Genomic DNA, 25,156 nt, shown 5'->3' on the forward strand with positions numbered 1-25,156 from the left:
TTGGTGCCAGATTACCGGGCACGCATGAAAAGGCGGAGCTCCCGCAGGGGTCTGTCGGGTTCTGGGAGCGCGGGAGCGGCGCGCTCCAGCGCTTTCGACCCGCTTCACCGACCCTTCCACCGCCGTATCGCGACTTGCGTCGCTCCCACAAGGTGCCCGTCGCTCCCACAAGGTGCCCGAATCACCCGGTGGGGGCGCCGGAACCGCGGTGTTCTTGTGGGAGCGACGCAAGTCGCGATCGCCGCTGAAGGGTGCGATGACGCTCGCACCGCCCTCACCCGCCGCCACCCTGCTCCCCGCGCACCAGCCGCCCGACATCGAAGCCGCGCGCCGCGAGGCGTTCGAGCAGCTCGGCGTAGGCACGCGCCTCCACCGTCGGCGTGCGCGACAGGACCCACAGGTACTCCCGGCTCGGCTCGCCCACCGCCACCAGGCGATAGTCGGGGTCGAGGTCGAGCACCCAGTAGTCGCCCCATACGATCGGCAGGAAGGACAGCCAGGCCGGCGCGAAGCGCACCTCCAGCCGCGGCGAATCGGCACCACCGATCTGCCGCGCCACGCCGACCGCCTCGGAGACGCTGCCATCGGCCTCGCGACAGCGGTTCAGCACGCGCACCTCACCGCGCTCCAGCAAGCTGTAGTCTGCGCGAGAATCCCCTACGCACTTCTTCTGGAACCAGTTCGGATAGCGCGCGATCTCGTACCAGGTGCCCATGTAGCGCGGCACGTCGAGCGCGGCGATCGGTTCCACGGGCGGAAGCGGAGCATCGGCCGCGACGGCGGGGCCAAGGCGCACGAAGAGGGCGAGGACACAGGCGGCGAGCGTGAGCGGACGGGCTTTCATCAGAACTCCTGCATGTCTGGGGCCGGTAGGACTTGGCACAGGGCGCGAAGTTTCTGCGCGCTCGCGCAGACGACGAACCGACGCCAACAGGCCACGCTGGCGAGGATTGCCGCGAAGCCTCAGGATTGCCCGAAAAGGCCGTCGCCCGTAGCCCTCCGCCCCCCAGGAGGCCCCGCGCGATCGAGCCGAATGCCCAGCGCACCCACCCGCCGGTCCAGCCATCGCCGGCCGGCACGCGCCACCATCGTCATCGCCGGGAGCCCCCATGAACCTGCGCACTGCCCTGCTGATCCTCGTCCTCGCCGCCCTCCTCGCCTCGGGCGTCGCCCCCTACGACCGTGGCGTGTGGTGGGCCGAGGTGGCCCCGGTCCTGATCGCGCTGCCCATCCTGCTCGCGAGCGCGCAGCGCTTCCCGCTCACCCCGCTCACCTACGGTCTGATCGCGTTCTTCTCGCTGATCCTCATCCTCGGCGGCGCCTACACCTACGCGCGCGTGCCGGTCGGCTTCGTGGTGCAGGACTGGTTCGAACTCGCGCGCAACCCCTACGACCGCTTCGGCCACTTCTTCCAGGGTGTCACCCCGGCCATCCTCGGGCGCGAGCTGCTGCTGCGCACCTCGCCGCTGCGCCCCGGAAAATGGCTGTTCGCCCTGCTCACCCTGAGCTGCACCGGCATCAGCGCGCTGTACGAGCTCGTCGAATGGGCCTCGGCCGAGCTGTGGGCCGGCGGCGCGGTGGAATTCCTCGGCACCCAGGGCGACCCCTGGGACGCCCAGGCCGACATGCTGATGGCGCTGCTCGGAGCGATAATCGCGCAGATCGTGTTCGGACGGCTGCACGACCGCCAGCTCGCACGCCTCGCCGCGCAGCCCTCCACCTGAACGGACGCATCCGGCCGATCTTCATATCGGCCGTCCGTCGCGGCGACTGCGGTCGCCAGGCCCTGCCGGGCCGTCGCGCCCGGCTCATCAAGCCCCGGCGGCTTCCCGCACCGGGGCGGCTCACCTATCGGGAGACCTCATGAACCAGCCATCCTCGAACCCACGCCGGCGCTTCCTCACCGCGGCCGGCGGGCTCGCCACCGCCGCCGTCGCCGGCCCGGCCCTGGCGCAGTCCGCGCCCCCCGCCGCGAGCACCGAGCGCAGCCTGCCCTTCCTGATCGGCCGCGCCACCGACACCCTGCTGCCACCCGGCAAGCAACGCCGCGTCGTGATCTGCGGTGGCGGCTGGGGCGGGGTGACCGCCGCCAAGTACCTGCGCCAGCTCGCCCCCCAGCTCGACGTCGTGCTGCTGGAGCGCAACCCCGTGTTCTTCTCCTGCCCGATGAGCAACAAGTGGCTGGTCGATCAGGTGGATACCCGGTATCTCACCCACGACTACCTCGCCGTCGCCGAGAAGTACGCCTACCGCTTCATCCAGACCGAGATCCTCGAGATCGAGCGCGAGGGCAAGCGGGTGATCACGGCGGCCGGCGCCATCCACTACGACTACCTGATCGTGGCCCCCGGCATCCGCTACAACTACGAGGCCTGGTTCGGCAACGACCGCCGCATGGCCGAGGCCACCCGGGCGCGCTTTCCGGCGGCCTACATCCCGAGCGCCGAGCACTTCCACCTCAAGAACGCGCTCCAGTCCTTCAAGGGCGGCGACCTCGTGATGACCCTGCCGCCCCCGCCGCAGCGCTGCCCGCCCAGCCCCTACGAGCGCGCCTGCCTGATCGCGTCGATGTTCAAGCAGAAGAAGATCCCGGGGCGCATCTACATCCTCGACCACAAGGACGGCGCGCGCCCGATCGGCCCGGGCTTCCGTTCCACCTTCGAAGAGCTGTACAAGGACATCATCACCTACGTCCCCGACGCGCGCATCGAGGAGGTCGATCCGTTCAAGCGCAGGATCCGCACCGAGGCGGGCGATTTCGACTTCCAGCACGCCATCCTCATGGCCCCGCACCAGGCCGGCGACCTCGCCTGGAAGGCGGGTCTGGTGCCGCGTCCAGGTGCGGGCAACCCGAGCGGCGGCTGGGCCGACGTCGATCCGCTCTTCCTGCACGACCGCACGGACAAGGAGGTCTTCGTCATCGGCGACGCGGTCGGCTTCGTGTCGCCGCAGTTCGGCTTCTACCCCAAGGCCGGCCACGTCGCCAACCGCCACGCCCGCATCGTGGCCTACTACATCTCCGAGCGCGAGGCCGGGCGGGAACCCGACTACCGGCTCCCGGACAACCTCTGCTTCATGATGGTGAATATCGCCCCACAGGAAGGCATCTCGGTGCAGTTCGACTACAAGGTCAACGCCCAGGGCATCATCGAGCAGACCCAGATCGACTACAACGAGCGCACCGCGGCGACGATCTCGCAGGACTTCGGCTGGGCGCAGACCATCTACGAGGACATGTTCTCGTAAGCCGGCCCGTCCGGCGCGGGGCTCACACCCCGTGCCGGCGGCGGTGCTGGCGGGCGCCGGCGGCGCCGTCGGCGTCCGAATAGGCGTGGCGCGCCGCGGTCATCTCGGCGAGCACGGTGGCGATCTTGTGGTTGAGCGTGCCCTTGGGAATCACGCCCTTGGCGTCGGGCTCGCCGGCCTCGACGCCGGTCAGCACGGTCATCGCCTCGTCCACCGTCTTCACCGCGTGGATGTGGAAGCGGCCCTCCGCCGCGGCCTGCACCACGTCCTCGCGCAGCATCAGGTGGCGCACGCTCGCCGCCGGGATCACCACGCCCTGCGTGCCGTCCAGCCCGCGCGCGCTGCACAGGTCGAAGAAGCCTTCGATCTTCTCGTTCACACCGCCGATCACCTGCACCTCGCCGAACTGGTTCACCGAGCCGGTGATCGCGAAGCGCTGCTGGATCGGCACCTGGGTCAGCGCCGAGAGCAGTGCGCACAGCTCGGCGAGCGAGGCCGAGTCGCCCTCGACCGGCGCGTAGGACTGCTCGAACACCAGGCTCGCCGACAGCGACAGCGGCTGGTGGCGGGCGTAGCGCGCGGCGAGGAAGGCCGACAGGATCAGCACGCCCTTGGAGTGGATCGCACCGCCGAGTTCGGTCTCGCGCTCGATGTCGACCACGTCGCCCTCGCCCATGCGCACCGTGGCGGTGATCCGCACCGGGTGGCCGAAGAGCTCCCCGGCGAGCTCGATCACCACCAGGCCGTTGATCTGGCCGGCGCGCTCGCCGGTGGTTGAGATCAGCGTGGTGCCGTCGAGGATGGACTCCAGTACCCGGGTCGGGTAACGATTGGCCCGCCGCGCGCGCGCGGCGAGCGCGTCCTCGACCTCGGCGCGCGTCGTGGCGGCGAGGCCCTTCTGGCGGGCGTGGAAGTCGGCCTCGCGCATGAGGTCGGAGAGCGCGCGGGTGTTGAGCGACAGGCGCCCGGAGTCCTCGGCCAGGCGCGAGGCTTCCTCGACCAGGCGCGCCACACCGCTGCGCTCGACCGGCAGCAGCTTCGCGCCGCGCGCGAGCAGCGCCATCAGGCGGGCGTACTCGCATTCGTTCTCGGGCGTGCGCAGGATGTCGTCGTTGAAGTCGGCCGCCACCTTGAAGAGGTCGGCGAACTCCGGATCGTGCTCCATCAGCAGGTAGTAGACCTCGCGGTCGCCGATCAGCACCACCTTGAGCGCGCTCGGCACCGCCTCCGGCTCCAGGGTCAACGCCCCGCTCCAGCCCTGCGCCTCGGCCGGCGGCTCGATGCGGATCTCGCCCGCGCGCAGGCTGCGCTTGAGGCCTTCCCAGGCGAAGGGCTGCGACAGCAGGCGCTCCGCGTCGAGCACCAGGTAGCCGCCATTGGCGCGGTGCAGCGCGCCGGCACGGATCAGGTTGAAGTGGCTGACCTGGTTGCCCTGCTGCACGATGTGCTCGATGCGGCCGATCAGGTTGCCGTAGCCGGGGTTGTTCTCGAACACCACCGGCGCACCCTGCGAGCCGGAATGATCCACCAGCAGCTTGACCTGGTAGCGGTGGTAGCGCGTGTTCTCCTCGGGCTCGGGGGCCTCGTCGTCTTCTTCCTCCAGCATGGTGCCGCGCACCGCGCTGTCGATGACGTCGCGCTCGACCGCGTCGAGGAAGGCGAGCACCTCGGGCAGGTCCTCGTGCGCCTCGCGCACCTCGCGCAGCAGGTGCGCGACCGCGGGGCCGAGCACCTCGCGCTCGGCACGGTCGATCGACTCGCGCACCGACTTGCGCCAGCCGGGGAAGTCGTTGAGCAGATCCTCGAGGCGGTCGCTCCACGCGCCGATGCGCGCCTCGATGGCCTTGCGCTCGTCCTCCGGCAAGGCCTCGAAGGCCTCGGGCGACAGCGGCTCGCCGTCCTTGGTGGGCGCGAACACGAAGCCCTCGGGGGTCTGCAGCAGCGAGATGCCTTCGGCGTTGCAGGCCTTGCCGAGCTCGCGCAGCGCCCCTTCCTCGCGCGCCTTGTGCGCGCTCTGCAGCGACTCGACACGCTCGACGTGGGCGTCGCTGTCGAGCGCGGCGCCGAGCGCCGGGCCGAGGTCGCGGATGAAGGTCTGCATGCGCGTGCGCAGCGCCGCGCCGCGCCCGGCCGGCAGGGTCAGCAGGCGGGGCTTGAGCGGCTCGTCGAAGTTGTGGAGATAACAGAGATCGGGCGGCACGTCCTCGCGCGCCGCGCGCTCGCGCAGCAGGCGGAAGGTGGTCGCGTGCTTGCCGCTGCCGGCATCCCCGAGCACGAACACGTGGTAGCCGGTGTGGCCCATCGCGAGGCCGAAGCGGATCGCCTCGACGGCGCGCTCCTGGCCAAGGTCGCCGGCGTGGTCGGCGAGCGATTCGGTGGTGTCGAAGCTGAAGCAGGCGGGGTCGCAGCGCTTGCGCAAAGCCGTCGCCGGCAGTGGCACGAGATCGGCCATGGATTTGATCTTTCTTCTGGTGCCGGAGCGGCAGGGAGCGCAATGATACACCCCGCCCCGCAGGCCCCGTGATCCACGCCCACTGCCCCCGGCTACGGCGGCTCCGCTTCTCGTGGGAGCGACGCGAGTCGCGATCGGCCGCGGGCTTGCGACGAAGCTCGAGATGCACGCCTGCGCGAACCTCGCCTTGCGCCGCGCTGTCCACGACTCGATAATCCCGCAACCCGAACCCCAGCCCGCAGCCGCAGCCGACCATGAAAGTCATCCCGATCCAGCAGGCCGCGTCTCCCCTCGCCCCCGCGGCCCCCGCGGCCCCCGCGCCCGTTGCGGCGCCCGGCGCTGCGCTGGTCGACCGCCGCGCGCGCAGCGTGCGCGACCTGCGCATCTCGGTCACCGACCGCTGCAACTTCCGCTGTGTGTACTGCATGCCGCGCGAAGTCTTCGGCGACGACTACGCCTTCCTGCCGCGGCGGCAGCTGCTCAGCTTCGAGGAGATCCTGCGCGTGGCGCGGCTGTTCGTCGCGCGCGGCGTGCGCAAGATCCGCATCACCGGCGGCGAACCGCTGCTGCGCAAGGACGTCGACCGCCTGATCGGCATGCTCGCCGCACTCGACGGCGTCGAGGTCACGCTCACCACCAACGGTGTGCTGCTGCCCAAGCTCGCGCGCCGGCTCAAGGACGCCGGCCTGCACCGCGTCACCGTGAGCCTGGACGCGCTCGACGATGCGCTCTTCCGGCGCATGAACGACGCCGACTACCCGGTGGAGAAGGTGCTCGAGGGCATCGAGGCGGCCAAGGTGGTGGGCCTGGGCCCGATCAAGGTCAACATGGTGGTCAAGCGCGGCACCAACGACGTCGACATCGAGCCGATGGCCGCGCACTTTCGCAACAGCGGCCACATCCTGCGCTTCATCGAGTTCATGGACGTGGGCGCTTCCAACGGCTGGAAGATGGACGAGGTGCTGCCCTCGCGCGAGATCGTCGAGCGCATCGACCGCCTCTTCCCGCTCGAGCCGGTCGACCCCAACTACGAGGGCGAGGTCGCCGAGCGCTGGCGCTACAAGGACGGCGCCGGCGAGATCGGCGTGATCTCCTCGGTGACCCAGGCCTTCTGCTCGAGCTGCACGCGCATCCGTCTGTCCACCGAGGGACAGCTCTACACCTGCCTGTTCGCGCAGCAGGGCCACGATCTGCGCGCCCTGCTGCGCGAAGGTGCCGACGATGCCCGTATCGACGCGGCAATCGCCCAGGTGTGGCAGGGGCGCGAGGACCGCTACTCGGAGATCCGCACCGCCGAGACCGCCGCGCTGCGCAAGATCGAGATGTCCTACATCGGCGGCTGAAGCGGCCGCCGCCACCGCGGCCTGCGCCACCTCGATCGTCGCCTCAATCGTCGCGCATCGCCTCCAGCTCGAAGCGCAGCGCCACCGCATCGCCCACCATGCCGCGGCTGACGCCGTAGTCCATGCCCCAGCGGCTGCGCTCGATGGTCGTGCGCGCCGAGATGCCGAGCGTGTGCTTGCGGTGGCCGAAGGGATAGCTTGCGGCCTTGTTGAGCGTGACGTCGAGCACGACCGGGTGGGTCTGCCCGAGCAGGGTCAGACGGCCGGCGAGCTTGCCGTGCAGGCGCCCGTCGCGCTCGGCGCCGGCCTCGAAGCCGCTGGCCTCGAAGACGATCTCGGGATGCTTCCTGGCGTCGAGGAAGTCGCTGTCGCGCACGTGGCGGTCGCGCGCCTCGTGGTTGCTGAACACGCTGTCGGCGGCCACCACCACCCTCCCCGACTTCAACGTGCGCGCGGCCTCGTCGTATTCGAAGCGCCCGCTCGCCTTCAGGAACAGGCCGATGATGTCGGCGTAGCCGAGGTGCTCGACCTGGAAGCCGATGGCGAAATGCTCCGGGTCGATCGTGTAGCTGCGCGGCTCCGCCCAGGCCGGCGCGGCACCGAGGACGCCCGCCAGCACGGCCGCGGCGAGCATGCGGGGAAAACGTCTGCGCGATTCCATCTTCCTTCCTCCTCCAGGGACTTGCGAATGTGGCTTCCGCGGTCAGGATTGCGGACGCGTGTGGTACAGCCAGCGCACATCGACCGCGAAGGACCACGCCAGCAGCGCCAGCGCCAGCACCAGCAGCGCCGTCGCCAGCGCACCGCCGATCGCCGGCAGCAGGCATAGCAGCAGGCAGGCGACCTGCCAGACGCAGACCAGCTTGCGCCGGCGGCTCTCCCGCAGCGGCCGCTCCAGCCAAGGCCAGGGCCGCATCGCGGCGACGAAGACGTAGCGCATCGCACCGATCGCCAGCACCCAGGGTCCCGCCTTGTCCATCGCCAGCAGATGCACGCACAGGACCAGGATCAGGAAGGCGTCGAGCTCCATGTCGAAGCGCGCGCCGAAGTCGCTCTCGCAGCGCCAGCGCCGCGCCACCCAGCCGTCCACGCCATCGAGCAGCAGCGCGAGCGCGGCGAGCGCGGCCACCTGCACGGGATGTGCATCCACCCATGCGGGCGCGGCAAGCATCCCGGCGAGGAGGGCGACCAGCAGGGCGCGCACCAGCGTCACCCGGTTCGCCGGACCCAAGCCGCGGCGCGGGTCGGACCAGAAGTGCCGGATCAAGGCAGCGATGGCGAGCAACACCGCGCCCGCCGCCCAAGCAGCCGCGAGCGGCAGCGCGAGCGTGCTCGACGCCAGCGCGACGAGCGCGACGAGGCCGCCGAAGCCCCCGGCCAGATCGAGCCAGAGGCGGGGAAGTCCGCCGCGCCGAACACAAGATCCGCCCTGCTCCATCGCCATGCTGCCCTTGCGCCCCTTTCCCACCTCGTTCAGGCCCCATTCGCGCCTGGCGGCGCGCCTACAGTGGCTGCAGCGCCCTGCTACCATTCCTCCTTCGATCATCCGCCGCGCGAAAGGGTTCGCACAAGGAGCTCGGCATGTCCAGCACCAACCTCGCCTTCTGGACCGTCCGCCCGGGCTACGGCGAATTGCGCCCGGCGCCGCTGCGCCCGCCCGCAGACGGCGAGCTGCGGGTGCGCAACCTCTTCGGCGCAGTCAGCCGCGGCAGCGAGAGCCTGGTGTTCCGCGGCGAGGTGCCCGAAAGCGAATACGAACGCATGCGCGCCCCCTTCCAGGAGGGCGACTTCCCCGGGCCGCTCAAGTACGGCTACATCGGCGTCGGCGTGGTGGAGGACGGCGTCGGCACCGCGGCCACCGCCTTGCGCGGCCGCACGGTGTTCTGCCTGCACCCGCATCAGCAGCGCTATGTGGTACCCGCCGGCGCCGTCGTCCCCCTCCCCGCCGGCGTGCCGGCCGCGCGCGCGGTGCTGGCCGCCAACCTCGAGACCGCGATCAACGCCTGCTGGGACGGCGCCCCCGCGCTGGGCGACCGCATCGCGGTGGTCGGCGCCGGCGTGGTCGGCAGCCTGGTGGCCTGGCTGTGCGCGCGCCTCCCCGGCGTCGAGCTCGAGCTGATCGACACCGACCCCGGCCGCGCCGGCCTCGCCGCCGCGCTCGGCCTCGTTCACCGCCTCCCGGACCAGGCGCGTGGCAACTGCGACCTCGTCTTCCACGCCAGCGGCAACCCCGCCGGCCTGGTGCGCGCGCTCGAACTCGCCGGACAGGACGCCACCGTCGTGGAGATGAGCTGGTACGGCCGCCGCAGCGCGGAGCTGCCGCTCGGCGCCGCCTTCCACGCCCGCCGCCTGCGCCTGCAGTCCAGCCAGGTCGGCCGCCTGCCGCCGCCACGCAGCCCGCGCTGGGACTACCGTCGCCGCATGGAACTCGCGCTCGCGCTGCTCGTCGATCCACGTCTGGACGCACTGATCAGCGGCGAGACCGACTTCACCGACCTGCCCGCGCTGATGCAGCGCCTCGCCGAAGCCCCCGCCGGGGCGCTGTGCGAGCGCATCCGCTATGCCAGTCCGAGCACCTGAGATCCACCCGAGCATCGATCCGGAGCCCCCATGTACAGCCTCACCGTCCGCGAACACATCATGATCGCCCACAGCTTCCGCGGCGAGATCTTCGGCCCGGCGCAACGGGTGCATGGCGCGACCTACCTGGTCGACGCCTGCTTCCAGCGCAGCGAGCTCGACGCCGACGGCCTGGTGGTCGACATCGGCCTCGCCGCCGCAACGCTGAAGGCGGTGCTCGCCGAGTTCAATTTCCGCAACCTCGACGAGCTCGAGGAATTCCGCGGCCGCAACACCACCACCGAGTTCATGGCCAGGGTGATCTTCGACCGCCTCGCCGCCACGATCCGCGCCGGCCGGCTGGGCCCCGGGGCGCAGGGGCTGGAGCGGCTGAAGGTGAGCCTGCACGAGTCGCACGTCGCATGGGCGAGCTACGAGGGCGCGCTGTGAGCGCTCACAGGGGGAGCGCAGACCTCGATTTCATCGTCCCCGGCGACCCCGCCCAGCGCACCGGCGGCTATCTCTACGATGCCCGCATCGTCGAGGCGCTGCGCCACCTCGGCTGGACCGTCACCGTCCATGGCCTGCCCGGCCGCTTCCCCGACGCCGACCCCACGGCGCGCGACGCCCTGCACGACACCCTCGCCACCCTGCCCGCCGGTCGGCGCGTGGTCATCGACGGGCTCGCGCTCGGCGGCCTGCCCGAGGTCGCGATCGAGCACGCCGGACGGCTGGCACTGGTCGCGCTGGTGCACCACCCCCTGGCCGACGAGCGCGGCCTCGATCCCGTGCTGCGGCGCTGCCTGCTGGCGAGCGAACGGGCCGCGCTCGCCGCCGTGCGCCTCGCGATCACCACCAGCGCCTTCACCGCGCGCCGGCTGCTCGACTTCGGACTGCGCGCCGAGCGCATCCGCTGGGTCGAGCCGGGCGTGGCGCCGCTCGCGCTGGCCGCCGCGGAGGGCGAGCCGCCGCAGCTGCTGTGCGTGGCCAGCCTGACCCCGCGCAAGGGCCAGGACGTGCTCGTGCGCGCGCTCGAGCGCGTACGAGCGCTGCCCTGGCGCTGCACCCTGATCGGCAGCACGCATCGCGACCCCGGCTACGCCGGCGAGGTGGCCGAACTCGTCCGCAGCCTCGGCCTGCAGGACCGCATCCGGCTCTCCGGCGAATGCGCGGACGCGGCCCTGCGCGACGCCTACGCCGCCGCCGACCTCTTCGTGCTGCCCTCCCACTACGAGGGCTACGGCATGGTGGTCGCCGAGGCGATCGCCGCCGGGCTGCCGGTGCTCGCCACCACCGGCGGCGCGCTCGCGGGCACGCTGCCTCCCGGCGCCGGGCTGGCCGTGCCGCCCGGCGACGTCGATGCGCTCGCCGGCGCGCTTGGCGAGTTGATCGGCGACCGCGCCCGGCGCCTGCGCCTGCGCGACGGCGCCCGCCGCGCACGCGCTGGACTGCGCGGCTGGCCGCAAGCGGGCGAGGCCTTCGCCGCCGCCCTTGCCGAACTCGCGCCGGCGTCCGCGTGATCCCGTCCGCGCGCCCACCCGGAGCCGCCATGCCGACCCACCCCGACGCCGCCGCCCCCCGCCATCCCGACGCCTGCTTCGATGCCGACTGGCTCGCGCTGCGCGCCGCCGCCGACCGCGCCGCGCGCGCGCCCCGACTCGAAGCGCTCGCCGCCGCCTGGCTGCAGGGGCGGCGGCGACGGCACCCGCAGGCCCCGCTGCGCCTGATGGACCTCGGCTGCGGCAGCGGCGCCAACGCGCGCCACCTCGCACCCCGCCTGCCCGGCCCGCAGCAATGGACGCTGGTCGACCACGACGCCGGTCTTCTGGAACGCGCCCGCACCCTCGGCGCGGACCTGCGCGATGCGCAGGGCGCGAAGCCGCAGGTCCACACCCGCTGCCGGGACCTCGGCACGCTCGCCGCACCTGCGCTCGCGGACACAGACCTCGTGTGCGCCTCCGCCGTGCTCGACCTCATGCCAGCGAGCTGGCTGGTCCGCCTCGCCGATGCCTGCACGAGCACCGGCTGCGCGCTGCTGATCACGCAGAGCGTGGACGGGACCTGGCGCTTCCTGACCCACGGCTCCGCAGAGCCACCCGTCCCCGACGATGCCTTCGTCCGCGACGCCTTCAACGCCCACCAACGCCGCGACAAGGGCCTCGGTGCCGCCCTCGGGCCGGACGCCGCACCCGCGCTCGCCGAGCTGCTCGCGGCGCGTGGCTTCGACGTCGAGACCGCCGCCAGCCCGTGGCGGCTGGACCTCGCCGCCCCGCCCCAGGCTGCGCTCGCATGCGCGCTCATCGACGGCTGGCGCGACGCCGCCACCGCGCAGTGCCCGCACGCCGCCGCGCGCATCGCCGCCTGGCACGCACGCCGCAGTGCGCAGTGCGCCGCACGGGGCAAGGAGGTGCTTGAAGTCGGGCACCTCGACCTCTTCGCCAGCCCGCCGGTCGCCACCCCGGCAGCGCTCCGGCCCGACGGCCCCGCCGCCCGCGCGCGATGAGCGGCGAAGCCCGGCGCACTCGACGCCCGCTGCCCGTCCTGCGTGCGCTTGCGAGCCTCGGGCTGCTCGCCGGCGTGCTGTGGTGGATCGAACCGCGCGCCCTCATCGCCGCCTTCGGCGCGCCTGCGCCCGCCTGGCTGGCGCTCGCGCTCGCGATCGGCGTGCTGCAGACGGCCTTGTCGGCGTGGCGCTGGCAGCTCACCGCCGGCCGCCTCGGCGCCCCGCTCGGCTTCGCCCATGCGCTGCGCGAGTACTACCTCGCGAGCTTTCTCAACCAGATCCTGCCGGGCGGGGTGATGGGCGACGCCGCGCGCGCCTGGCGCCACGCCAGTCTGCCGGGTACAGCCCGCGACGCAGCCTGGCAGGCAGTGGTGATCGAGCGCGGCGCGGGCCAGCTCGCGCTGCTGCTGGTGGTGGTCGCGAGCGTGCTCGCCGCCCCCGCGCTGCAGGTTGTGCCGGGACGCCTGGGCGACGCCGTCGACCTCCGGGGACTGCCGTGGATGGGCGTGCTCGCCGTGCTCGCCCTCGTCGCGACAGCACTCGCAGGCAGCACCAGGACGGCCCTGCGCAGCCTGGCCAGCGCCACCCGGCAGGCGCTGCTCGGGCGCGCGGTGCTGCTGCGCCAGCTGCTCGCCTCGCTGCTGATCGTGGCCAGCTACGTCGCGGTGTGGCTGTGCTGCATGCGCATGAGCGGGCTCGCCACGCCGCCAGCCCAGGCGGCGGCGCTGGTGCCCTGGGTGCTGCTGGCGATGGCGATCCCGCTCTCGGTGGCGGGCTGGGGCATCCGTGAAGGCGCGGCCGCGCTGGTGTGGCAGGCGGCCGGGCTGGACGCCGCCGAAGGCGTGGCGGCCTCGGTGAGCTACGGCGTGGTCGTGCTGCTGTCGACGCTGCCGGGCGCGCTGGCGCTGCGGCGCCACGAGCCCGGCGCGCGCTCCACCGCCGAGGCGACGCCTACTTGCCGGGCGGACGGGCCTTGAGGCTCTCCGAGGGCAGGATGCCGAAGCTCGACTTGTAGAGCTCGGCGAAGCGCCCGAGGTGGGTAAAGCCGTAGTCGAGCGCCACCGCGGTGACGCTCGCCACGCGCACGGCCGGGTCCATCAGGGTGGCGTACACATGCTCGAGCTTCTTGCGGCGGATGTAGGTTCGCGGCGACATCCGCGCCTGGTCCTTGAGCACCTGATAGAGCGAGCGCTGGCTCAGCCCGGCGAACTGGGCGAGTTGCTCGACGCTGATGTCCTGCTTGATGCGCGCCTCGATGTGGCGCTCGAGGCGCTCGAACAGGCGCGCCTGGCCGCAGGTCTACGAGGTCGGCTGGTTATGCTGCAGGGTGAACAGCAGCTTGTTGGCCACGGCATGGGCGTAGTGCATGAACAGCTGCGCGCGTAGCGCCCCGCTGGCGCTCTCGCTCGCAACCAGGCGCAGCAGCGTGACCAGGTGGTCGAGCTCGTCGCGCGTGCAGGGGCAGCGGTTGAAGCGCACGCCCTCTCCCGCGTGGAGCCAGCCGCACTCCGAACACGCTTCGCGCAGCACGGACTCGGGGACGAGCACACTCCACAGCTCGCTATCGGCCGAATAGAGCAGCTCGGGCGACGCACCGGTGCCGAGCAGGATCTGTCCGGGCTCCAGCTCGATCGCCGCCTCGCTGCTGCGCAGGAAGGCGTGCCCGCGCACGAGCACGAGGGCCTCGTATTGCTCCGCGGGGTTGGGCGGGGCCTCGTCGGGCACGACATCGGCGACCAGCCGGCACAGGTCCAGGCGCTGCACACTCGCCGGACGCGCGCCGGCTTCCCGCGCCCGCGGCAGATCGTGCACCACAGGTCGGGCGGTTGCGGAGGCCCGCGTCGGGAGCGGGCCTTGATGCGAATTGGACGGCAGGTCGATCGACATCCTCACTCCAGTGAATCGGCGAGCCGGCTGCAGCGGGGTCCGTCGCCCACTCGCCGTGGAGCGCCGGTTGTCCCGCAGCGCAGCCGAACGATTCAGGATCGCACGGAAACGATTACGAAGACCTGCGGGATCATATCAGTCATTCGTCGACGAGAAACGCGTTTGTCGATGTTTTTCTTTTATATCGAGATTTCATCTCTGCTGCGCCGCCCGCCCCGCCCCATCGAAGTCGAGGTCGAACAAGCTGTCGCTCCCGCAGCGGAACGGCCTGCACACCGGACGCAGGGCCTCGTCGAGCGTGTCGATCGGCGGCAGAACCAGCCCGGCGCGCCCCGAGCCGATCAGCAGCGGTGCGACCAGCAGATGGAGCCGCTCGATCGCCCCCGCCTGCACGAAACGCGACACGGTGTGCCCACCCCCCTCCACCAGCACCCGCCTGCAGCCCGCCCGTGCCAGCCAATCGAGCACCGCGCCCGGCTCGAAACCCGACCCGGCACCTGGCAGGCCCGCGCGCGCGACCCGCCCCGGCAGCACGGCGGCGGTGCCCGGCGCGAGATCCTCGCCAACCAGGTGCACGGTGGGCGCGGCGCCGTCTTGGAACAGCCTCGCGTCCGCCCGCGCGCGACCGCGCGGGTCGAGCACCACGCGCACGGGGTTGCGCCCGGCGACGTGGCGCACCGTGAGCTGAGGATCGTCGGCATTCACCGTGCCGACCCCCACCACCACCGCATCCACCAGCGCCCGCAGCCGGTGCAGGTGGGTACGTGCCTCGAGGCAGTTGATATAGTGCGAGGCCCCGCTCGCGGTGGCGATGCGGCCATCCAGGCTCTGCCCCAGCTGGGCGATCGCGAGACGGCCGGGCCTGGCCACCCAGGGCAGGAAGAGATCGAGCAGTTCCGCGGTGTCCGCGCGCAAGGCCCGCGCGCAGCGCCAGGCGCCGCGCGGAGCGATCTCGATCGCCACGCCCTCGACCGTGAAACTTATCGTCCCGGCGCCGGCCCAATCAGCGTCGCGGGCTTGCAGGATGCAGGCCCAGCCCCAATCTGGTACAAGTTCGTCCGCCATCCATCCTTCCCTGAAAAATCGTCTTCACTCGCGTCTGCCGGCCTGGAAAGCGCCTGGTGCAGGGTCGAGCCCCGACACCCCAAACGGAGAAAAACAAATGCGCCAAGCCGAGCGTGCCCTTTTCGACCTGCGACGCGGACTTTCGATCCTCGTGCGCGACCACGCGCGCGCCTTCGTCGTGTGCGCTGTCGAAGGCCTGGACGATGCCGCGGCGGGCGAAATGCAGATGCTGGCCGGCTCGCCCGCACGCCTGGTGCTGAGCGACCACCGCCTCGCCGCGATCGGCCGCGCCGGGGCCGCGCAGGCGGTTTCCGTCGGCCTGTCGCCGCTTCCCGACGCCGCCGGTCTGCATGCGCTCGCCTGGCAGCGCGGCGCCAGCCTGCCCGCGGACGCCGAACTTCGCGACGGCGGCCCGGTCGAGCGCGCCGCCCTGCGCCTGCTCGGGCGCGCCCAGCGGGTGCCGGCGGCGCTGGTGTGCGAAGTCGCGCCCGATCGCGCCGCTGCGGTTGCGGCCACGGTGGCGAGCGGCGATCTGCTCGCGGTCGATGCCGCCGAGGCCATGCGCCTGTGCGAGAGCGGCCCCGGCCGGCTCGCCCGCATCAGCGAGGCGCGCGTGCCGCTGGCCGAGGCCGAGAACAGCCGCTTCGTGCTCTTCCGTGAAGCCGACGGCGTGCACGAGCACGTCGCCATCGTCATCGGAGAGCGCGCGAACTGGCCCGAGGACGTCCCGGTGCGCCTGCACTCGTCCTGCCTCACCGGTGACCTCTTCGGCAGCCTGCGTTGCGACTGCGGCGAGCAGCTGCGCCGCGGCGTGGCAGCGATCGACGCGCTCGGCGGCGGCGTGCTGCTCTACCTCTCGCAGGAGGGTCGCGGCATCGGCCTGGCCAACAAGCTGCGCGCCTATGGCCTGCAGGACGAGGGACTGGACACGATCGACGCCGACCAGGTGATCGGCTTCTCCAAGGACGAGCGCGACTTCCGCATCGCCCACGAGATGCTCGACGAGCTCGGCATCGACCGCATCCTGCTGCTCACCAACAACCCGAGCAAGGTCGCCGCGCTGCAGAAAGCCGGCATCCACGTCGTCGGCCGGCGCGCGATCTACGGCGAGGTCACCGCGCAGAACCAGCGCTACCTCAGGACCAAGGCCAGCCGTCACGGCCACTGGCTCAACGATCTGCTGAACGAGCAGGGCGAGCCGGGCGACGACGAGCCCGCATGCCTGCCCGCCGCGGACGCCGCGCACCGCGCCTGAGGCGCGGCCTCCAGGCCGGCCATGCGGCCCGCTCAGCGCTGCTCCGGCGCCGGTGCGCGCGTCACCAGCGCTTCGAGGTCGAAGTCGTGTGCCTCTTCGACGATGCGCGCGAGACGGCTCGCGAAGTGTTCCACCAGGCGCGCCCCGAGCGCGGCGTCCGCCAGGCGAGGATCGCCGCAGGCCCCCGAAGGATGAAGGTCCTGCGCCATCCAGGCGAAGCCGGCCTCGCCCTCGGGGCCGAGCAGTCGCCCCGCCGCCGCCATGCGCGCCCCCAGCGACTCGAATCGATCGACCGCATCGCGCCTCACCTTGTGCGGCGCCAGATGCATCATCAGCGCGGTCTCCAGCGCGCCACCATGCAGGCCGTGGCGCAGTTCGTCCGCCGGCAGCGCGGCGGGTGGCGGCGGGAAGCGGAAGGAATGCGCGCGCACCACCAGCATGCGCTGCGCGGCGCGCAGCTCGAGCGCGGCCAGGTCCACCAGCGCCTTGTTGCCGCCATGGGTGTTGAACAGCACAAGGCGGCGCAAGCCGGCGCGCGCGACGCAGGCACCGATCTCCACCACGCTCGCCAGCGCGGTCTTCGCGTCGAGCGCGAGCGTACCGGCAAAGCCCGTGTGTTCCAGGCTGCACCCCACCGCGACCGGCGGCAGCACGCACAGCGGCAGGCCCGCGCGCAGCTTCGGCACGGCCGCCTCGAGCAGGCCGAGGGCGATGTCGAGGTCGGTCGACAGCGGCAGGTGCTCTCCGTGCTGCTCGATCGCGGCGAGCGGCAGCAACGCGACCGCATCGGCGCGGGCGAGCCCGGCAATGCGGCTCGGGGTCAGGTCCTGCCACCAGGGCAGCGCGGGCTTGGCGTTCATTTCGGTCGGTCTCCCGGGGGGCATCGGCTGTCCCGGATCATAGCCGCACTCGGCCACGGCCCGACGTCGCCGTGTCCCGCGCCCTGGTGCCGACCCGCGCGCCCGCGCTTTGCCGCACGCGGCGGAGGGGTCGCATGAGCGCACGGGCGCGTGATCTTGTGCTCGGCACGCTCCTGCCGCTGCTCGCGCTCGACGCCTTGCTGGTGTTCGACAACGCCTGGCCGACGCTGTGGCCGCGGCCGACGCCGGCCGTCTCGATCGAGCTCGCCTTCGCCGTCGCCGCACTGGTGCTCTTCGCCGCCTGGCGGAAACACGCAGCGCACGGCCTCGTGCGCGTGCTCGCGGGGCTGGCCACGCTGTGGATCGTGCTGCGCTACGTGCAGGTGACCGTCCCCGCGCTGTTCGGCCGCCCGCTCACCCTCTACTGGGACCTGCCCCACCTCGGCGCCGTGCTCGACATGGGCGGCGACGGTCCGGGCGCGAAGGTCCTGCTCGCGCTCGCGCTCGGTATCCTCGTCGTGCTGGTACTGCATCGCGTGGTGTCGGCCTGCGTGCGTGCCCTCGCACGCAGCGCGGCGGCACCGGGCGCGCGTGCGCTGCTCGGCGGTGTCGCGGGCGCGGCAATCCTGCTGTGGGCGCTGGCGCCGTGGCCCGGCCCGCTCGCCGCGTCGGCCTTCGCGCGGCCGGTCGCCGCGCTGGTCTCCGATCAGATCCGCTTCCTGCACTCGGCGCTCGCCGCCGACGGCGGCGAGCGGCTCGGCCCCGGCCCCGACTTCCGCGGCGACCTCGCGGCGCTGCGGGGCGCAGACGTGCTGATCGTGTTCGCCGAGGCCTACGGCGCGGTCAGCTTCGATCGACCGCCGATCACCGCGGCGCTCGCCGACGCACGCACCGAGCTGGGTGCCGCGATCGCGGCCAGCGGCCGCCAGGCCGTCTCCGCCCGCGTGGTCTCGCCGACCTTCGGCGGCGCCTCCTGGCTGGCGCACGCCGCCGTGCTCGCGGGGGTCGATACCCGCGACCCGGCCGACCACGCACTCTTGCTGACCACCGATCGCCCCACCCTGGTCCGCCACTTCGCCACCCACGGCTACCGTACCGTGGGCTGGATGCCAGGGCTGCAGCGCCCCTGGCCGGAGGGCCGCTTCTACGGCTTCGACCGCATCGCCGATGCCGACAGCGCGGGCTACGCCGGCCTGCCCTTCGGCTTCTGGCGCATCCCCGACCAGGCCTCGATGGCGCGCATCCACGTGGACGAGCTGGGCGGCAGCTTCGGCGAGGCCGTCGGTACGCAGCAGGCCCGCTCCAGCCCGGGCTCCTCCCCGGCTTCTGCGGGCGACACCTCCGCCAGCGCGCCCACTTCCCGTCCGGGCGCACGCGCGGAGACCGCTGCCGCGCGTCGCGCGCCACGGCTGGTCGTTTTCGCCACCGTCTCCACGCACGCCCCCTTCGCAGCGATCCCACCCTTGCGCGAGGACTGGTCGCGGCTGCTGCGCGCGGACGCCTTCAGCCAGGAGGAGGTCGAAGCCGCGGCGGCCGTGCGGGTGTCCTGGACCGAGCCGCTCCCCGCTTATCTGGCCTCGATGCGTTACCAGCTCGGCTGGCTCGCCGACTACCTCGCCCATCACGCCGCGCGGGAGCTGGTCCTGATCGTGATCGGCGACCACCAGCCGATCGGCACGGTGAGCGGGCCGGACCAGCCGCACGACGTGCCGGTGCATGTGATCGCCTCCGACCCCGCGCTGCTCACCCGCTTCGCGGCCGCCGGCTTCGTCGCCGGCCTGACGCCGCCACAGCAACCCCTCGGCCCGATGCATGAGCTTGCCCAGGTGCTGGTGGATGCCTTCTCGGGCCCGCGGTGAGTGCGCAGCCCGCATGACCGCCCCTCCAGACCGCGCAATCGCGACTTGCGTCGCTGCTACGAAAACCGGCACGCGCGCTTTGTTGCCGGCGCCCGGGCAGGGCTGTGGGAGCGACGCAAGTCGCGATTGGCGGTGTGGGATGCTGACGGGGCGTCGGTGCAGGCTCGGGGGCCGTGATCGCGACTTGCGTCGCTCCTACGAAAACCGGCACGCGCGCTTCGTTGCCGGCGCCCGGGCAGGGCTGTGGGAGCGACGCAAGTCGCGATTGGCGGAGCGACTACTCCGCCCTTTCCGGCGGCACGATGCGGTACAGCAGGGTGTCGCACTTGGCGCACGACACGATGCGACGCTCGTCCTTGCCGTGGCTGAGGCCCTCGTCCTTGAATTCGGTCGATTCGCAGGCCGAGCAGCGCGGTTCGGTCTGGTTGTTGGCGTACAAGTAGGCGTTGAGCTCGGGGAGCGCGCGCTTGCGCTGCTCGATGCGGTGGAACTTCCTCAGGATGAGCCACATCGTGAAGAAGACCGCCATGATGAAAAGGATCGGCAGGGGAAAATCGGACATCGGTGCGGGGTTCCCGGACGGGTGAATCGGAGAAGCGATGCAGGCCTTGCGGCGAGTCGGGCCTGAAGATACGGGCGGCGGCGCGCCCCGTCCCTGTCCCGCATCAAATCGGGCGGACGATCATCCGTGCGCGCCCGTGACGGGTGGTCCGACCGCAGCGGCCCCGGAAGAATTCCCCAGGTTCGCAGAATTCAATCCCGCCCCCCCACGGATCCGCTTCCCACGGTCCCGGCAGCCAGCGCCGCCGGCGCGCCCTCGCCCGCCTCTTCGTCCTCCTCGTCCAGCTGCACCGACTCGATGCGGCGGAAGTGCGCGCTGATCTTGCGGCTCGAGGTGTGCACGTCCTGCACGTCGCGACTGGCCTGCTCGATGTGGCGGGCGAGCGCGGCCATGCGCTCGTCGAAGCGCTGGAAGTCCTTCGCGAGCTTGCCGAGGGCGTCCTGAATGACGTGGATCTGCTTGCGCGTCTCGACGTCCTTCATCACCGCGCGCGCGGTGTTGAGCACCGCCATCAGCGTGGTCGGGGACACGATCCACACGCGTTTCTGCTGCGCGTAGGCCACGATCTCCGGGTGGTAGGCGTGCAGCTCGGCGAACACCGCCTCGGCGGGCAGGAACATCACCGCGCCATCGGCCGTGCTGCCGGGCAGGATGTACTTGGCGGAGATCGCGTCCACGTGGCGCTTCACGTCGGCGCGGAAGGCCTGCTGCGCGGCGCGGCGGTCGAGCTCGGCGAGCGTGTCGTCGAACATGCGGTGGTAGTTCTCGAGCGGGAACTTGGCATCGACCGCGACGTTGCCGGTGGGCGCCGGCAGGGTGAGCAGGCAGTCCACCCGGGTGCCGTTGGGCAGCACCTGCTGGAAGGCGAAGGCCTCGGGCGGCAGCATGTTGCGCACGAGGTTCTCGAGCTGGACCTCGCCGAAGGCGCCGCGTGCGCGCTTGTCGCCGAGCAGCTCCTGCAGGCTGACCACGTTGGTGGTGAGGCCGTCGATCTTCTTCTGCGCCTCGTCGATCGTCGCCAGCCGCGCCATCACGCTGGCGAAGGTCTCGTTGGTCTTGCGGAAGCCCTCGTCGAGGCGCTGGTTGACCTGACCCGAGAGGGTGTCGAGACGGCCGTCCACGCTCTGCGTGAGCGCCTGCATGCCGCGCGACAGCTGCAGCGAGGCGGCGGTGAGGCCGCGCTGCAGCAGCTCGCGGTCGGCGCGCGCGTGCTCGCCGATGCGGTCGGTCTGGCGCGCGAGCCCGTCGTGCAGGTCGAGCAGCAGCTCGCGGTGGCGCGCGGCCAGGCGCTGCTCCATGAAGTCGGTGAGGTCGTCGCCGAGGCCTTCGCGCAGGCGGCGCTCGGCGCCGCCGCCGCGCAGCAGCCCCCAGGCCTGCAGCACCAGCACCGCCACCAGCAGGCCGGCGAGCAGCCACTCGACCGGCGTCAGTTGCAAGGACGTCATGCGTTCAGCCCAGTGCACGCAGGCTGGCGAGCGGCGGCCGGCTCAGCAGCGCACGCGTGCCCAGCCAGCCGCCGGCGACCACGCCGGCCGCGCCCAGCACCACGCCCACCAGCACCGGCGCCAGCGCCGGCACGTAGGGCATGCGGAAGACCTGCTCGGCCAGCACCCAGCCGATCGCGCTCGCGCCCACGCCCGCGAGCACGCCGGCGACCCCGCCCAGCACCAGGAACTCGGCGAACAAGGCCTGGCGCACCTGGCGGTTGCGCGCGCCCAGGGTACGCAGCATGGCGAGCTCGTAGTCGCGCTCGTCGTGAGTGGACTGCAGCGCGGCATACAGCACGACCAGCCCGGCGAGCACCGCGAAGCCGAACACGAACTGCACGATCACGATCAGCTTGTCGGTCATCGACTGTACCTGCGCGATCACCGCCGCGGTGTCGATCACGGTGAGGTTGGGGAACTCGCCGACCAGCTTCGTGGTGAAGTCGTGGCGCGCGGGCGGCAGGTGGAAACTGGTGATCAGGGTCGCGGGGAAATCCTCCAGCACGCCCGGCGAGGCGATGAAGAAGAAGTTCACCCGCATCGAGTCCCAGTCGAGCTTGCGCACGCTGGTGATCGGCGCCTCGACGCGGCGGCCGCCGATCTCGAACGCCACACGGTCGCCCACCGCCAGCCCGAAGGTCTTCGCCAGCCCGGCCTCGACGGAAAACTGCGCGGAAAACTGCGCGGAAAACTGCGGCTGCGCCGCCGCCCCGTGCCAGCGCCCCGCCTCGACGACGTTGCCCGGCGGCAGCTCGGCGCCGTACGACAGATTGAACTCGCGCTCGGCCAGGCGCCGCGTGCGCTCGTCCTCGTACGCCGAGGGGTCGACCGGCTTGCCCTCGATCGCCACCATGCGGCCGCGAATCATCGGCTGGATGGGCGGCACCGGCAGGCCCTCGGCGGCGAACAGCGCGGCGATGCCGGCGCGCTGGTCGGGCTGGATGTTGATCACGAAGCGGTTGGGCGCATCGGGCGGCGCCATGCGCCGCCAGTTGTCGAGCAGGTCGGCGCGCACCAGGGTGAGCAGCAGCAGCGCGGTCATGCCCAGTCCGAGCGCGGCGGCCTGGATCACGCTGCTGCCCATGCGGCGGCCGAGGGCGGCGATGCCGTAGCGCCAGCCACCACCGCGCAGGCTGCCCTGTCCCTTGAGGCGGCCGGCGAGCCTGAGCACACCCCAGGCGGCAAGCGCGAACACGCCGAGCGCCACCGCGAAGCCGGCCGCCACCATGGCGCCGAGGCGCGCGTCGGCGGCGATCCAGAAGATCAGCCCGAGCAGCGCCGCCAGCCCGAGCGCCCAGGCGGCACCCGAGACCGGCTCGGCGAACTCGAACTCGCGGCGCAGCACGCGCAGGGTGCTGACCTTGCCCAGGCGCAGCAGTTGCGGCAGCACGAAGCCGGCGAGCAGCGCCATGCCCACCACCATGCCATGCGCGAGCGGCAGCGGCGAGGGCGCGGGCAAGTCGGTGGCGAGCAGCTCGCGCAGCCCGCCCGCCAGCCCCCACTGCACCGCCCAGCCCAGCGCGGTACCGGCGAGTGCGGCGGCCAGCCCGAAGAGCAGGAACTCGCCCACCACAATGCCCAGCACCTGCGCCTGACGCGCACCAAGCACGCGCATCACCGCGCAACCGTCGAGGTGGCGTGCCATGAAGCGGCGCGCGGACAGGCCCACCGCCACCGCGGCGAGGATCACCGCGAGCAGCGCCGCCAGGCGCAGGAAGCGCTGCGCCTGGTCGAGCGCGGCACGCACCTCGGGGCGGGCGTTGTCCACGGTCTCGACGCGCTGGCCGCGGCCGAGGTTCGCGCGCGCCCACTTCTCGTAAGCCTCCACCGCCTGCGGCGCGCCGGCCACGTGCAAGCGCCAGGTGGCGCGGCTGCCCTCGGCGATCAGGCCGGTGGCCTCCAGATCCTTGAGGTTGAAGATCGCGCGCGGCAGCAGGCTGAAGAAGTTGGCGCCGCGGTCGGCCTCGAAGCTGACCATGGCGCCGACGCGGAACTCGAGCTCGCCGAGGCCCACCTTGTCGCCGGTGTTCACGCCCAGCTCGGCGAACAGGCGCTCGTCCAGCCACACCTCGCCCGCTTCGGGCGCGCGACCTGCGGGGGCGTCGGCCTGGTTGGGACCGGGCGCCAGACGGATGGTGCCGCGCAGCGGGTAGCCGTCCTCCACCACCTTGACGCCGCCGAGCGCCGCGCCCTCGGCGGTACTCGCCATGCTGGTGAACAGCACCGTCCTGGCGGTCTGCAGGCCGCGGCTGTGCGCCTCGTCGATGAAGGCGTCGGGCCACGGCTTGTCGGCGCGCAGCAGCAGGTCGCCACCGAGGAGCTGGTTGGCCTCGCGATCGAGCGCGCGCCCGACACGGTCGGCGAGGAAGCCCACGCTGGTCAGGCTCGCCACCGCGATCATGATCGCCAGCCCGAGCAGGTGCAGCTCGCCCGCGCGCAAGTCGCGCAGCATCATGCGCAGGGCGAGTCGAAGCGTGCGCATCATCGGGCGGCGCTCACTTCACGCCGCCGAGCAGGCGCTGCACCAGCGCGCACCAGTAGGCCACGCCGGCCGGCAGCACCTCGTCGTTGAAGTCGTAGTTGGGGTTGTGCAGCATGCAGCCGCCCTCGCCCGGGCCGTTGCCGACCCACACGTAGGCGCCCGGCTTCTCCTGCAGGAAATAAGCGAAATCCTCCGCACCCATGCTCGGGCGGCGGTCGGTGAATACCCGCTCCGGTCCCGCCACCGCGCGCGCCGCCTCGGCGCACAGCGTGGCCTCGGCGACAGTGTTGACGGTCGGGGGATAGCCGCGGCGGAACTCGAAATCCACCTGCACACCATGGCTCTGCGCGATCCCCTCGGCCACCTGGCGCAGGCCGCGCTCGAGGCGGTCGCGCACCTCGGCGGAGAAGGTGCGCACCGTGCCGCACAGCTCGGCGCGGTCGGGGATCACGTTGTAGGCCTCGCCGGCATGGAACTGGGTCACCGACACCACGCCGGCGTCGATCGGATCGAGCACGCGGCTCACCAGGGTCTGCGCCGCCTGCACGAAGGCCGCGCCCGCCACCACCGGGTCCACGCCGAGGTGCGGCATCGCCGCATGCGCGCCGACGCCGGTGAAGCGGATGTCGAAGCGGTCGGCGCTCGCCATCACCGGGCCGGCGTGGACGGCGAAGCTCCCCGCCTCCATGCCCGGCCAGTTGTGCATGCCGAACACCGCCTCCATGGGAAAGCGCTCGAAGAGTCCGTCGGCGATCATCGCCGGCGCGCCACCCTCGCCTTCCTCGGCGGGCTGGAAGATCAGGTACACCGTGCCGTCGAAGTCGCGCCGTGCGGCCAGCGCCTCGGCCGCGCCGAGCAGCATGGTGGTGTGACCGTCGTGACCGCAGGCGTGCATGCAGCCCTGGATGGTGGACTTGTGCGCGAACTCGTTGCGCTCGGTGATCGGCAACGCATCCATGTCGGCGCGCAGCCCGATCGCACGCAGCCCGCGGCGGCCGCGCACCACACCGACCACGCCGGTGCCGCCGATGCCGCGATGGGTCTCGATACCGAGCGCCTCCAGATGGCGCGCCACCAGCTCGGCGGTGCGGCGCTCCTCGAAGGCGAGCTCGGGGTGGGCGTGGATGTCGCGGCGGATCGCGGTCAGCTTGCTCTGCAGGGGGCGGACGCTTTCGATGAGGCTCATGGCTGCACCGTGTTGTCGTGGTTTGTCGCGGGTGTCCGAGTGTAGTACAGGCGGACGCGGGTGGATCCTTCGGCGTCCTCAATCCGGTTGCGGCGGGGGCAAGGGAGACGGCTGGCGCGACGCGGGATCACGATGGTCGGCATGCATTCCAGGCGTCGTGGCGTCTCGACCGCAGGGATCGCATGGATCGCGACTTGCGTCGCTCCTACGCGCGGGCCGCACCGTAGGAGCGACGCAAGTCGCGATCGGGCAGCGCAGAATGTGTTTCCCGTCATGGAGCACGTCGACGTCGCCGGGGTCTGAAACAAAACGCGGCGTGAAGTTCCCGCCCCCTCGGACACGGCGATTCCGGCCGATCGCACAAAGTTCTCTAGGGAAGATGTCGAATCCGCCGCGATAATCGCGCATGA

At 72.1% G+C, this 25,156-nt stretch carries 22 protein-coding genes; 10 read left to right on the forward strand and 12 right to left on the reverse strand.

Translation table 11 applies throughout. The features are described from left to right. Positions 1-274 precede the first annotated feature (274 nt). Positions 275-844 carry a lipocalin family protein gene (locus PO78_RS10350; protein ID WP_043743491.1) on the reverse strand — a complete coding sequence of 190 codons (570 nt, stop codon included), beginning with the start codon at positions 842-844 and terminating at the stop codon, positions 275-277. Positions 845-1,109: 265 nt separating this feature from the next. On the opposite strand from PO78_RS10350, the gene PO78_RS10355 reads away from it, so the two are divergent. Both PO78_RS10355 and PO78_RS10360 read left to right on the forward strand, forming a co-directional pair. Next, complete coding sequence (locus tag PO78_RS10355; RefSeq protein ID WP_043743494.1) at positions 1,110-1,724, forward strand: DUF2238 domain-containing protein; 615 nt, start codon at positions 1,110-1,112, stop codon at positions 1,722-1,724. Between the two features lie 139 nt (positions 1,725-1,863). After that, complete coding sequence (locus PO78_RS10360) at positions 1,864-3,246, forward strand: FAD-dependent oxidoreductase (protein WP_043743495.1); 1,383 nt, start codon at positions 1,864-1,866, stop codon at positions 3,244-3,246. 22 nt (positions 3,247-3,268) lie between these two features. On the opposite strand, the gene PO78_RS10365 is transcribed toward PO78_RS10360, so the two are convergent. Beyond that, entirely contained in the window at positions 3,269-5,698 is a 2,430-nt protein-coding gene (locus PO78_RS10365) for a Lon protease family protein (RefSeq protein ID WP_004323159.1), read from the reverse strand. Between the two features lie 254 nt (positions 5,699-5,952). On the opposite strand from PO78_RS10365, the gene moaA reads away from it, so the two are divergent. Beyond that, entirely contained in the window at positions 5,953-7,041 is a 1,089-nt protein-coding gene (gene moaA / locus PO78_RS10370) for a GTP 3',8-cyclase MoaA (protein ID WP_043743496.1), read from the forward strand. Between the two features lie 43 nt (positions 7,042-7,084). On the opposite strand, the gene PO78_RS10375 is transcribed toward moaA, so the two are convergent. Together PO78_RS10375 and PO78_RS10380 are read right to left on the reverse strand one after the other, a co-directional pair. Next, positions 7,085-7,702 carry a YceI family protein gene (locus PO78_RS10375; RefSeq protein ID WP_043743497.1) on the reverse strand — a complete coding sequence of 206 codons (618 nt, stop codon included), beginning with the start codon at positions 7,700-7,702 and terminating at the stop codon, positions 7,085-7,087. A gap of 42 nt (positions 7,703-7,744) precedes the next feature. After that, a complete protein-coding gene (locus tag PO78_RS10380) occupies positions 7,745-8,485 on the reverse strand; it encodes a CDP-alcohol phosphatidyltransferase family protein (protein ID WP_043743498.1) in 741 nt (246 codons plus the stop codon). 137 nt (positions 8,486-8,622) lie between these two features. On the opposite strand from PO78_RS10380, the gene PO78_RS10385 reads away from it, so the two are divergent. The 5 genes from PO78_RS10385 to PO78_RS10405 are packed head-to-tail and all read left to right on the forward strand — an operon-like array spanning position 8,623 to position 13,080. Further along, positions 8,623-9,621, forward strand: coding sequence for a zinc-dependent alcohol dehydrogenase (locus PO78_RS10385; protein WP_043743499.1), 999 nt, complete (start codon positions 8,623-8,625; stop codon positions 9,619-9,621). A gap of 30 nt (positions 9,622-9,651) precedes the next feature. Next, the gene (locus PO78_RS10390; RefSeq protein WP_004323165.1) at positions 9,652-10,050 is read left to right on the forward strand and encodes a 6-pyruvoyl trahydropterin synthase family protein; all 399 of its coding nucleotides are present in this window, start codon (positions 9,652-9,654) and stop codon (positions 10,048-10,050) included. After that, complete coding sequence (locus tag PO78_RS10395; protein ID WP_012585497.1) at positions 10,047-11,120, forward strand: glycosyltransferase family 4 protein; 1,074 nt, start codon at positions 10,047-10,049, stop codon at positions 11,118-11,120. Before PO78_RS10390 ends, PO78_RS10395 begins: the two co-directional genes overlap by 4 nt. 29 nt (positions 11,121-11,149) lie before the next feature. Next, positions 11,150-12,103 carry a class I SAM-dependent methyltransferase gene (locus PO78_RS10400; RefSeq protein WP_012585498.1) on the forward strand — a complete coding sequence of 318 codons (954 nt, stop codon included), beginning with the start codon at positions 11,150-11,152 and terminating at the stop codon, positions 12,101-12,103. Further along, positions 12,100-13,080, forward strand: a complete 981-nt coding sequence (locus PO78_RS10405; protein ID WP_012585499.1) for a lysylphosphatidylglycerol synthase transmembrane domain-containing protein — start codon at positions 12,100-12,102, stop codon at positions 13,078-13,080. The genes PO78_RS10400 and PO78_RS10405 overlap by 4 nt, the downstream gene beginning before the upstream one ends. Here the strand turns inward: PO78_RS10405 and PO78_RS21880 are convergent. From PO78_RS21880 to PO78_RS10415, 3 genes are all read right to left on the reverse strand, one after another. Beyond that, positions 13,055-13,384 (reverse strand): helix-turn-helix transcriptional regulator, encoded by a 330-nt coding sequence (locus PO78_RS21880; RefSeq protein ID WP_082047726.1) that lies wholly within the window; start codon positions 13,382-13,384, stop codon positions 13,055-13,057. The two genes, PO78_RS10405 and PO78_RS21880, sit on opposite strands and share 26 nt — an antisense overlap. An 18-nt stretch (positions 13,385-13,402) precedes the next feature. After that, positions 13,403-13,915 (reverse strand): hypothetical protein, encoded by a 513-nt coding sequence (locus PO78_RS21885; protein WP_144312161.1) that lies wholly within the window; start codon positions 13,913-13,915, stop codon positions 13,403-13,405. A gap of 267 nt (positions 13,916-14,182) precedes the next feature. After that, the gene (locus tag PO78_RS10415) at positions 14,183-15,055 is read right to left on the reverse strand and encodes a RibD family protein (protein WP_012585500.1); all 873 of its coding nucleotides are present in this window, start codon (positions 15,053-15,055) and stop codon (positions 14,183-14,185) included. A 97-nt stretch (positions 15,056-15,152) separates the two neighbouring features. On the opposite strand from PO78_RS10415, the gene ribA reads away from it, so the two are divergent. Next, positions 15,153-16,310 carry a GTP cyclohydrolase II RibA gene (gene ribA, locus PO78_RS10420; RefSeq protein ID WP_043743500.1) on the forward strand — a complete coding sequence of 386 codons (1,158 nt, stop codon included), beginning with the start codon at positions 15,153-15,155 and terminating at the stop codon, positions 16,308-16,310. A gap of 32 nt (positions 16,311-16,342) precedes the next feature. Here the strand turns inward: ribA and PO78_RS10425 are convergent, their stop codons facing one another. Beyond that, entirely contained in the window at positions 16,343-17,170 is an 828-nt protein-coding gene (locus PO78_RS10425) for a creatininase family protein (RefSeq protein WP_043743504.1), read from the reverse strand. A gap of 134 nt (positions 17,171-17,304) precedes the next feature. Between PO78_RS10425 and PO78_RS10430 the strand changes: the two genes are divergently transcribed. Continuing rightward, positions 17,305-19,029, forward strand: a complete 1,725-nt coding sequence (locus PO78_RS10430; protein ID WP_043743509.1) for a hypothetical protein — start codon at positions 17,305-17,307, stop codon at positions 19,027-19,029. 277 nt (positions 19,030-19,306) lie between these two features. Here the strand turns inward: PO78_RS10430 and PO78_RS10435 are convergent, their stop codons facing one another. From PO78_RS10435 to PO78_RS10450, 4 genes are all read right to left on the reverse strand, one after another. Next, positions 19,307-19,591, reverse strand: a complete 285-nt coding sequence (locus PO78_RS10435; protein ID WP_004321819.1) for a hypothetical protein — start codon at positions 19,589-19,591, stop codon at positions 19,307-19,309. Between the two features lie 191 nt (positions 19,592-19,782). Further along, positions 19,783-21,036 carry a DNA recombination protein RmuC gene (locus tag PO78_RS10440; protein ID WP_012585504.1) on the reverse strand — a complete coding sequence of 418 codons (1,254 nt, stop codon included), beginning with the start codon at positions 21,034-21,036 and terminating at the stop codon, positions 19,783-19,785. 4 nt (positions 21,037-21,040) lie between these two features. Next, positions 21,041-23,563, reverse strand: a complete 2,523-nt coding sequence (locus tag PO78_RS10445) for an ABC transporter permease (RefSeq protein ID WP_043743513.1) — start codon at positions 23,561-23,563, stop codon at positions 21,041-21,043. Between the two features lie 10 nt (positions 23,564-23,573). After that, the gene (locus tag PO78_RS10450; protein ID WP_004321811.1) at positions 23,574-24,746 is read right to left on the reverse strand and encodes a M20 aminoacylase family protein; all 1,173 of its coding nucleotides are present in this window, start codon (positions 24,744-24,746) and stop codon (positions 23,574-23,576) included. Between the last annotated feature and the right edge of the window lie 410 nt (positions 24,747-25,156).

It is taken from the genome of Thauera sp. SWB20 (genome assembly GCF_000831325.1).
GTDB classification, from domain to species: Bacteria; Pseudomonadota; Gammaproteobacteria; order Burkholderiales; family Rhodocyclaceae; genus Thauera; species Thauera aminoaromatica.

Excerpts from the sequence above, each read along its gene's own strand:
- PO78_RS10350 (WP_043743491.1), bottom strand. The coding sequence starts at position 844 with ATGAAAGCCCGTCCGCTCACGCTCGCCGCCTGTGTCCTCGCCCTCTTC.
- PO78_RS10355 (WP_043743494.1), top strand. The coding sequence starts at position 1,110 with ATGAACCTGCGCACTGCCCTGCTGATCCTCGTCCTCGCCGCCCTCCTC.
- PO78_RS10360 (WP_043743495.1), top strand. The coding sequence starts at position 1,864 with ATGAACCAGCCATCCTCGAACCCACGCCGGCGCTTCCTCACCGCGGCC.
- PO78_RS10365 (WP_004323159.1), bottom strand. The coding sequence starts at position 5,698 with ATGGCCGATCTCGTGCCACTGCCGGCGACGGCTTTGCGCAAGCGCTGC.
- moaA (WP_043743496.1), top strand. The coding sequence starts at position 5,953 with ATGAAAGTCATCCCGATCCAGCAGGCCGCGTCTCCCCTCGCCCCCGCG.
- PO78_RS10375 (WP_043743497.1), bottom strand. The coding sequence starts at position 7,702 with ATGGAATCGCGCAGACGTTTTCCCCGCATGCTCGCCGCGGCCGTGCTG.
- PO78_RS10380 (WP_043743498.1), bottom strand. The coding sequence starts at position 8,485 with ATGGCGATGGAGCAGGGCGGATCTTGTGTTCGGCGCGGCGGACTTCCC.
- PO78_RS10385 (WP_043743499.1), top strand. The coding sequence starts at position 8,623 with ATGTCCAGCACCAACCTCGCCTTCTGGACCGTCCGCCCGGGCTACGGC.
- PO78_RS10390 (WP_004323165.1), top strand. The coding sequence starts at position 9,652 with ATGTACAGCCTCACCGTCCGCGAACACATCATGATCGCCCACAGCTTC.
- PO78_RS10400 (WP_012585498.1), top strand. The coding sequence starts at position 11,150 with ATGCCGACCCACCCCGACGCCGCCGCCCCCCGCCATCCCGACGCCTGC.
- PO78_RS10405 (WP_012585499.1), top strand. The coding sequence starts at position 12,100 with ATGAGCGGCGAAGCCCGGCGCACTCGACGCCCGCTGCCCGTCCTGCGT.
- PO78_RS10415 (WP_012585500.1), bottom strand. The coding sequence starts at position 15,055 with ATGGCGGACGAACTTGTACCAGATTGGGGCTGGGCCTGCATCCTGCAA.
- ribA (WP_043743500.1), top strand. The coding sequence starts at position 15,153 with ATGCGCCAAGCCGAGCGTGCCCTTTTCGACCTGCGACGCGGACTTTCG.
- PO78_RS10425 (WP_043743504.1), bottom strand. The coding sequence starts at position 17,170 with ATGAACGCCAAGCCCGCGCTGCCCTGGTGGCAGGACCTGACCCCGAGC.
- PO78_RS10430 (WP_043743509.1), top strand. The coding sequence starts at position 17,305 with ATGAGCGCACGGGCGCGTGATCTTGTGCTCGGCACGCTCCTGCCGCTG.
- PO78_RS10435 (WP_004321819.1), bottom strand. The coding sequence starts at position 19,591 with ATGTCCGATTTTCCCCTGCCGATCCTTTTCATCATGGCGGTCTTCTTC.
- PO78_RS10440 (WP_012585504.1), bottom strand. The coding sequence starts at position 21,036 with ATGACGTCCTTGCAACTGACGCCGGTCGAGTGGCTGCTCGCCGGCCTG.
- PO78_RS10445 (WP_043743513.1), bottom strand. The coding sequence starts at position 23,563 with ATGATGCGCACGCTTCGACTCGCCCTGCGCATGATGCTGCGCGACTTG.
- PO78_RS10450 (WP_004321811.1), bottom strand. The coding sequence starts at position 24,746 with ATGAGCCTCATCGAAAGCGTCCGCCCCCTGCAGAGCAAGCTGACCGCG.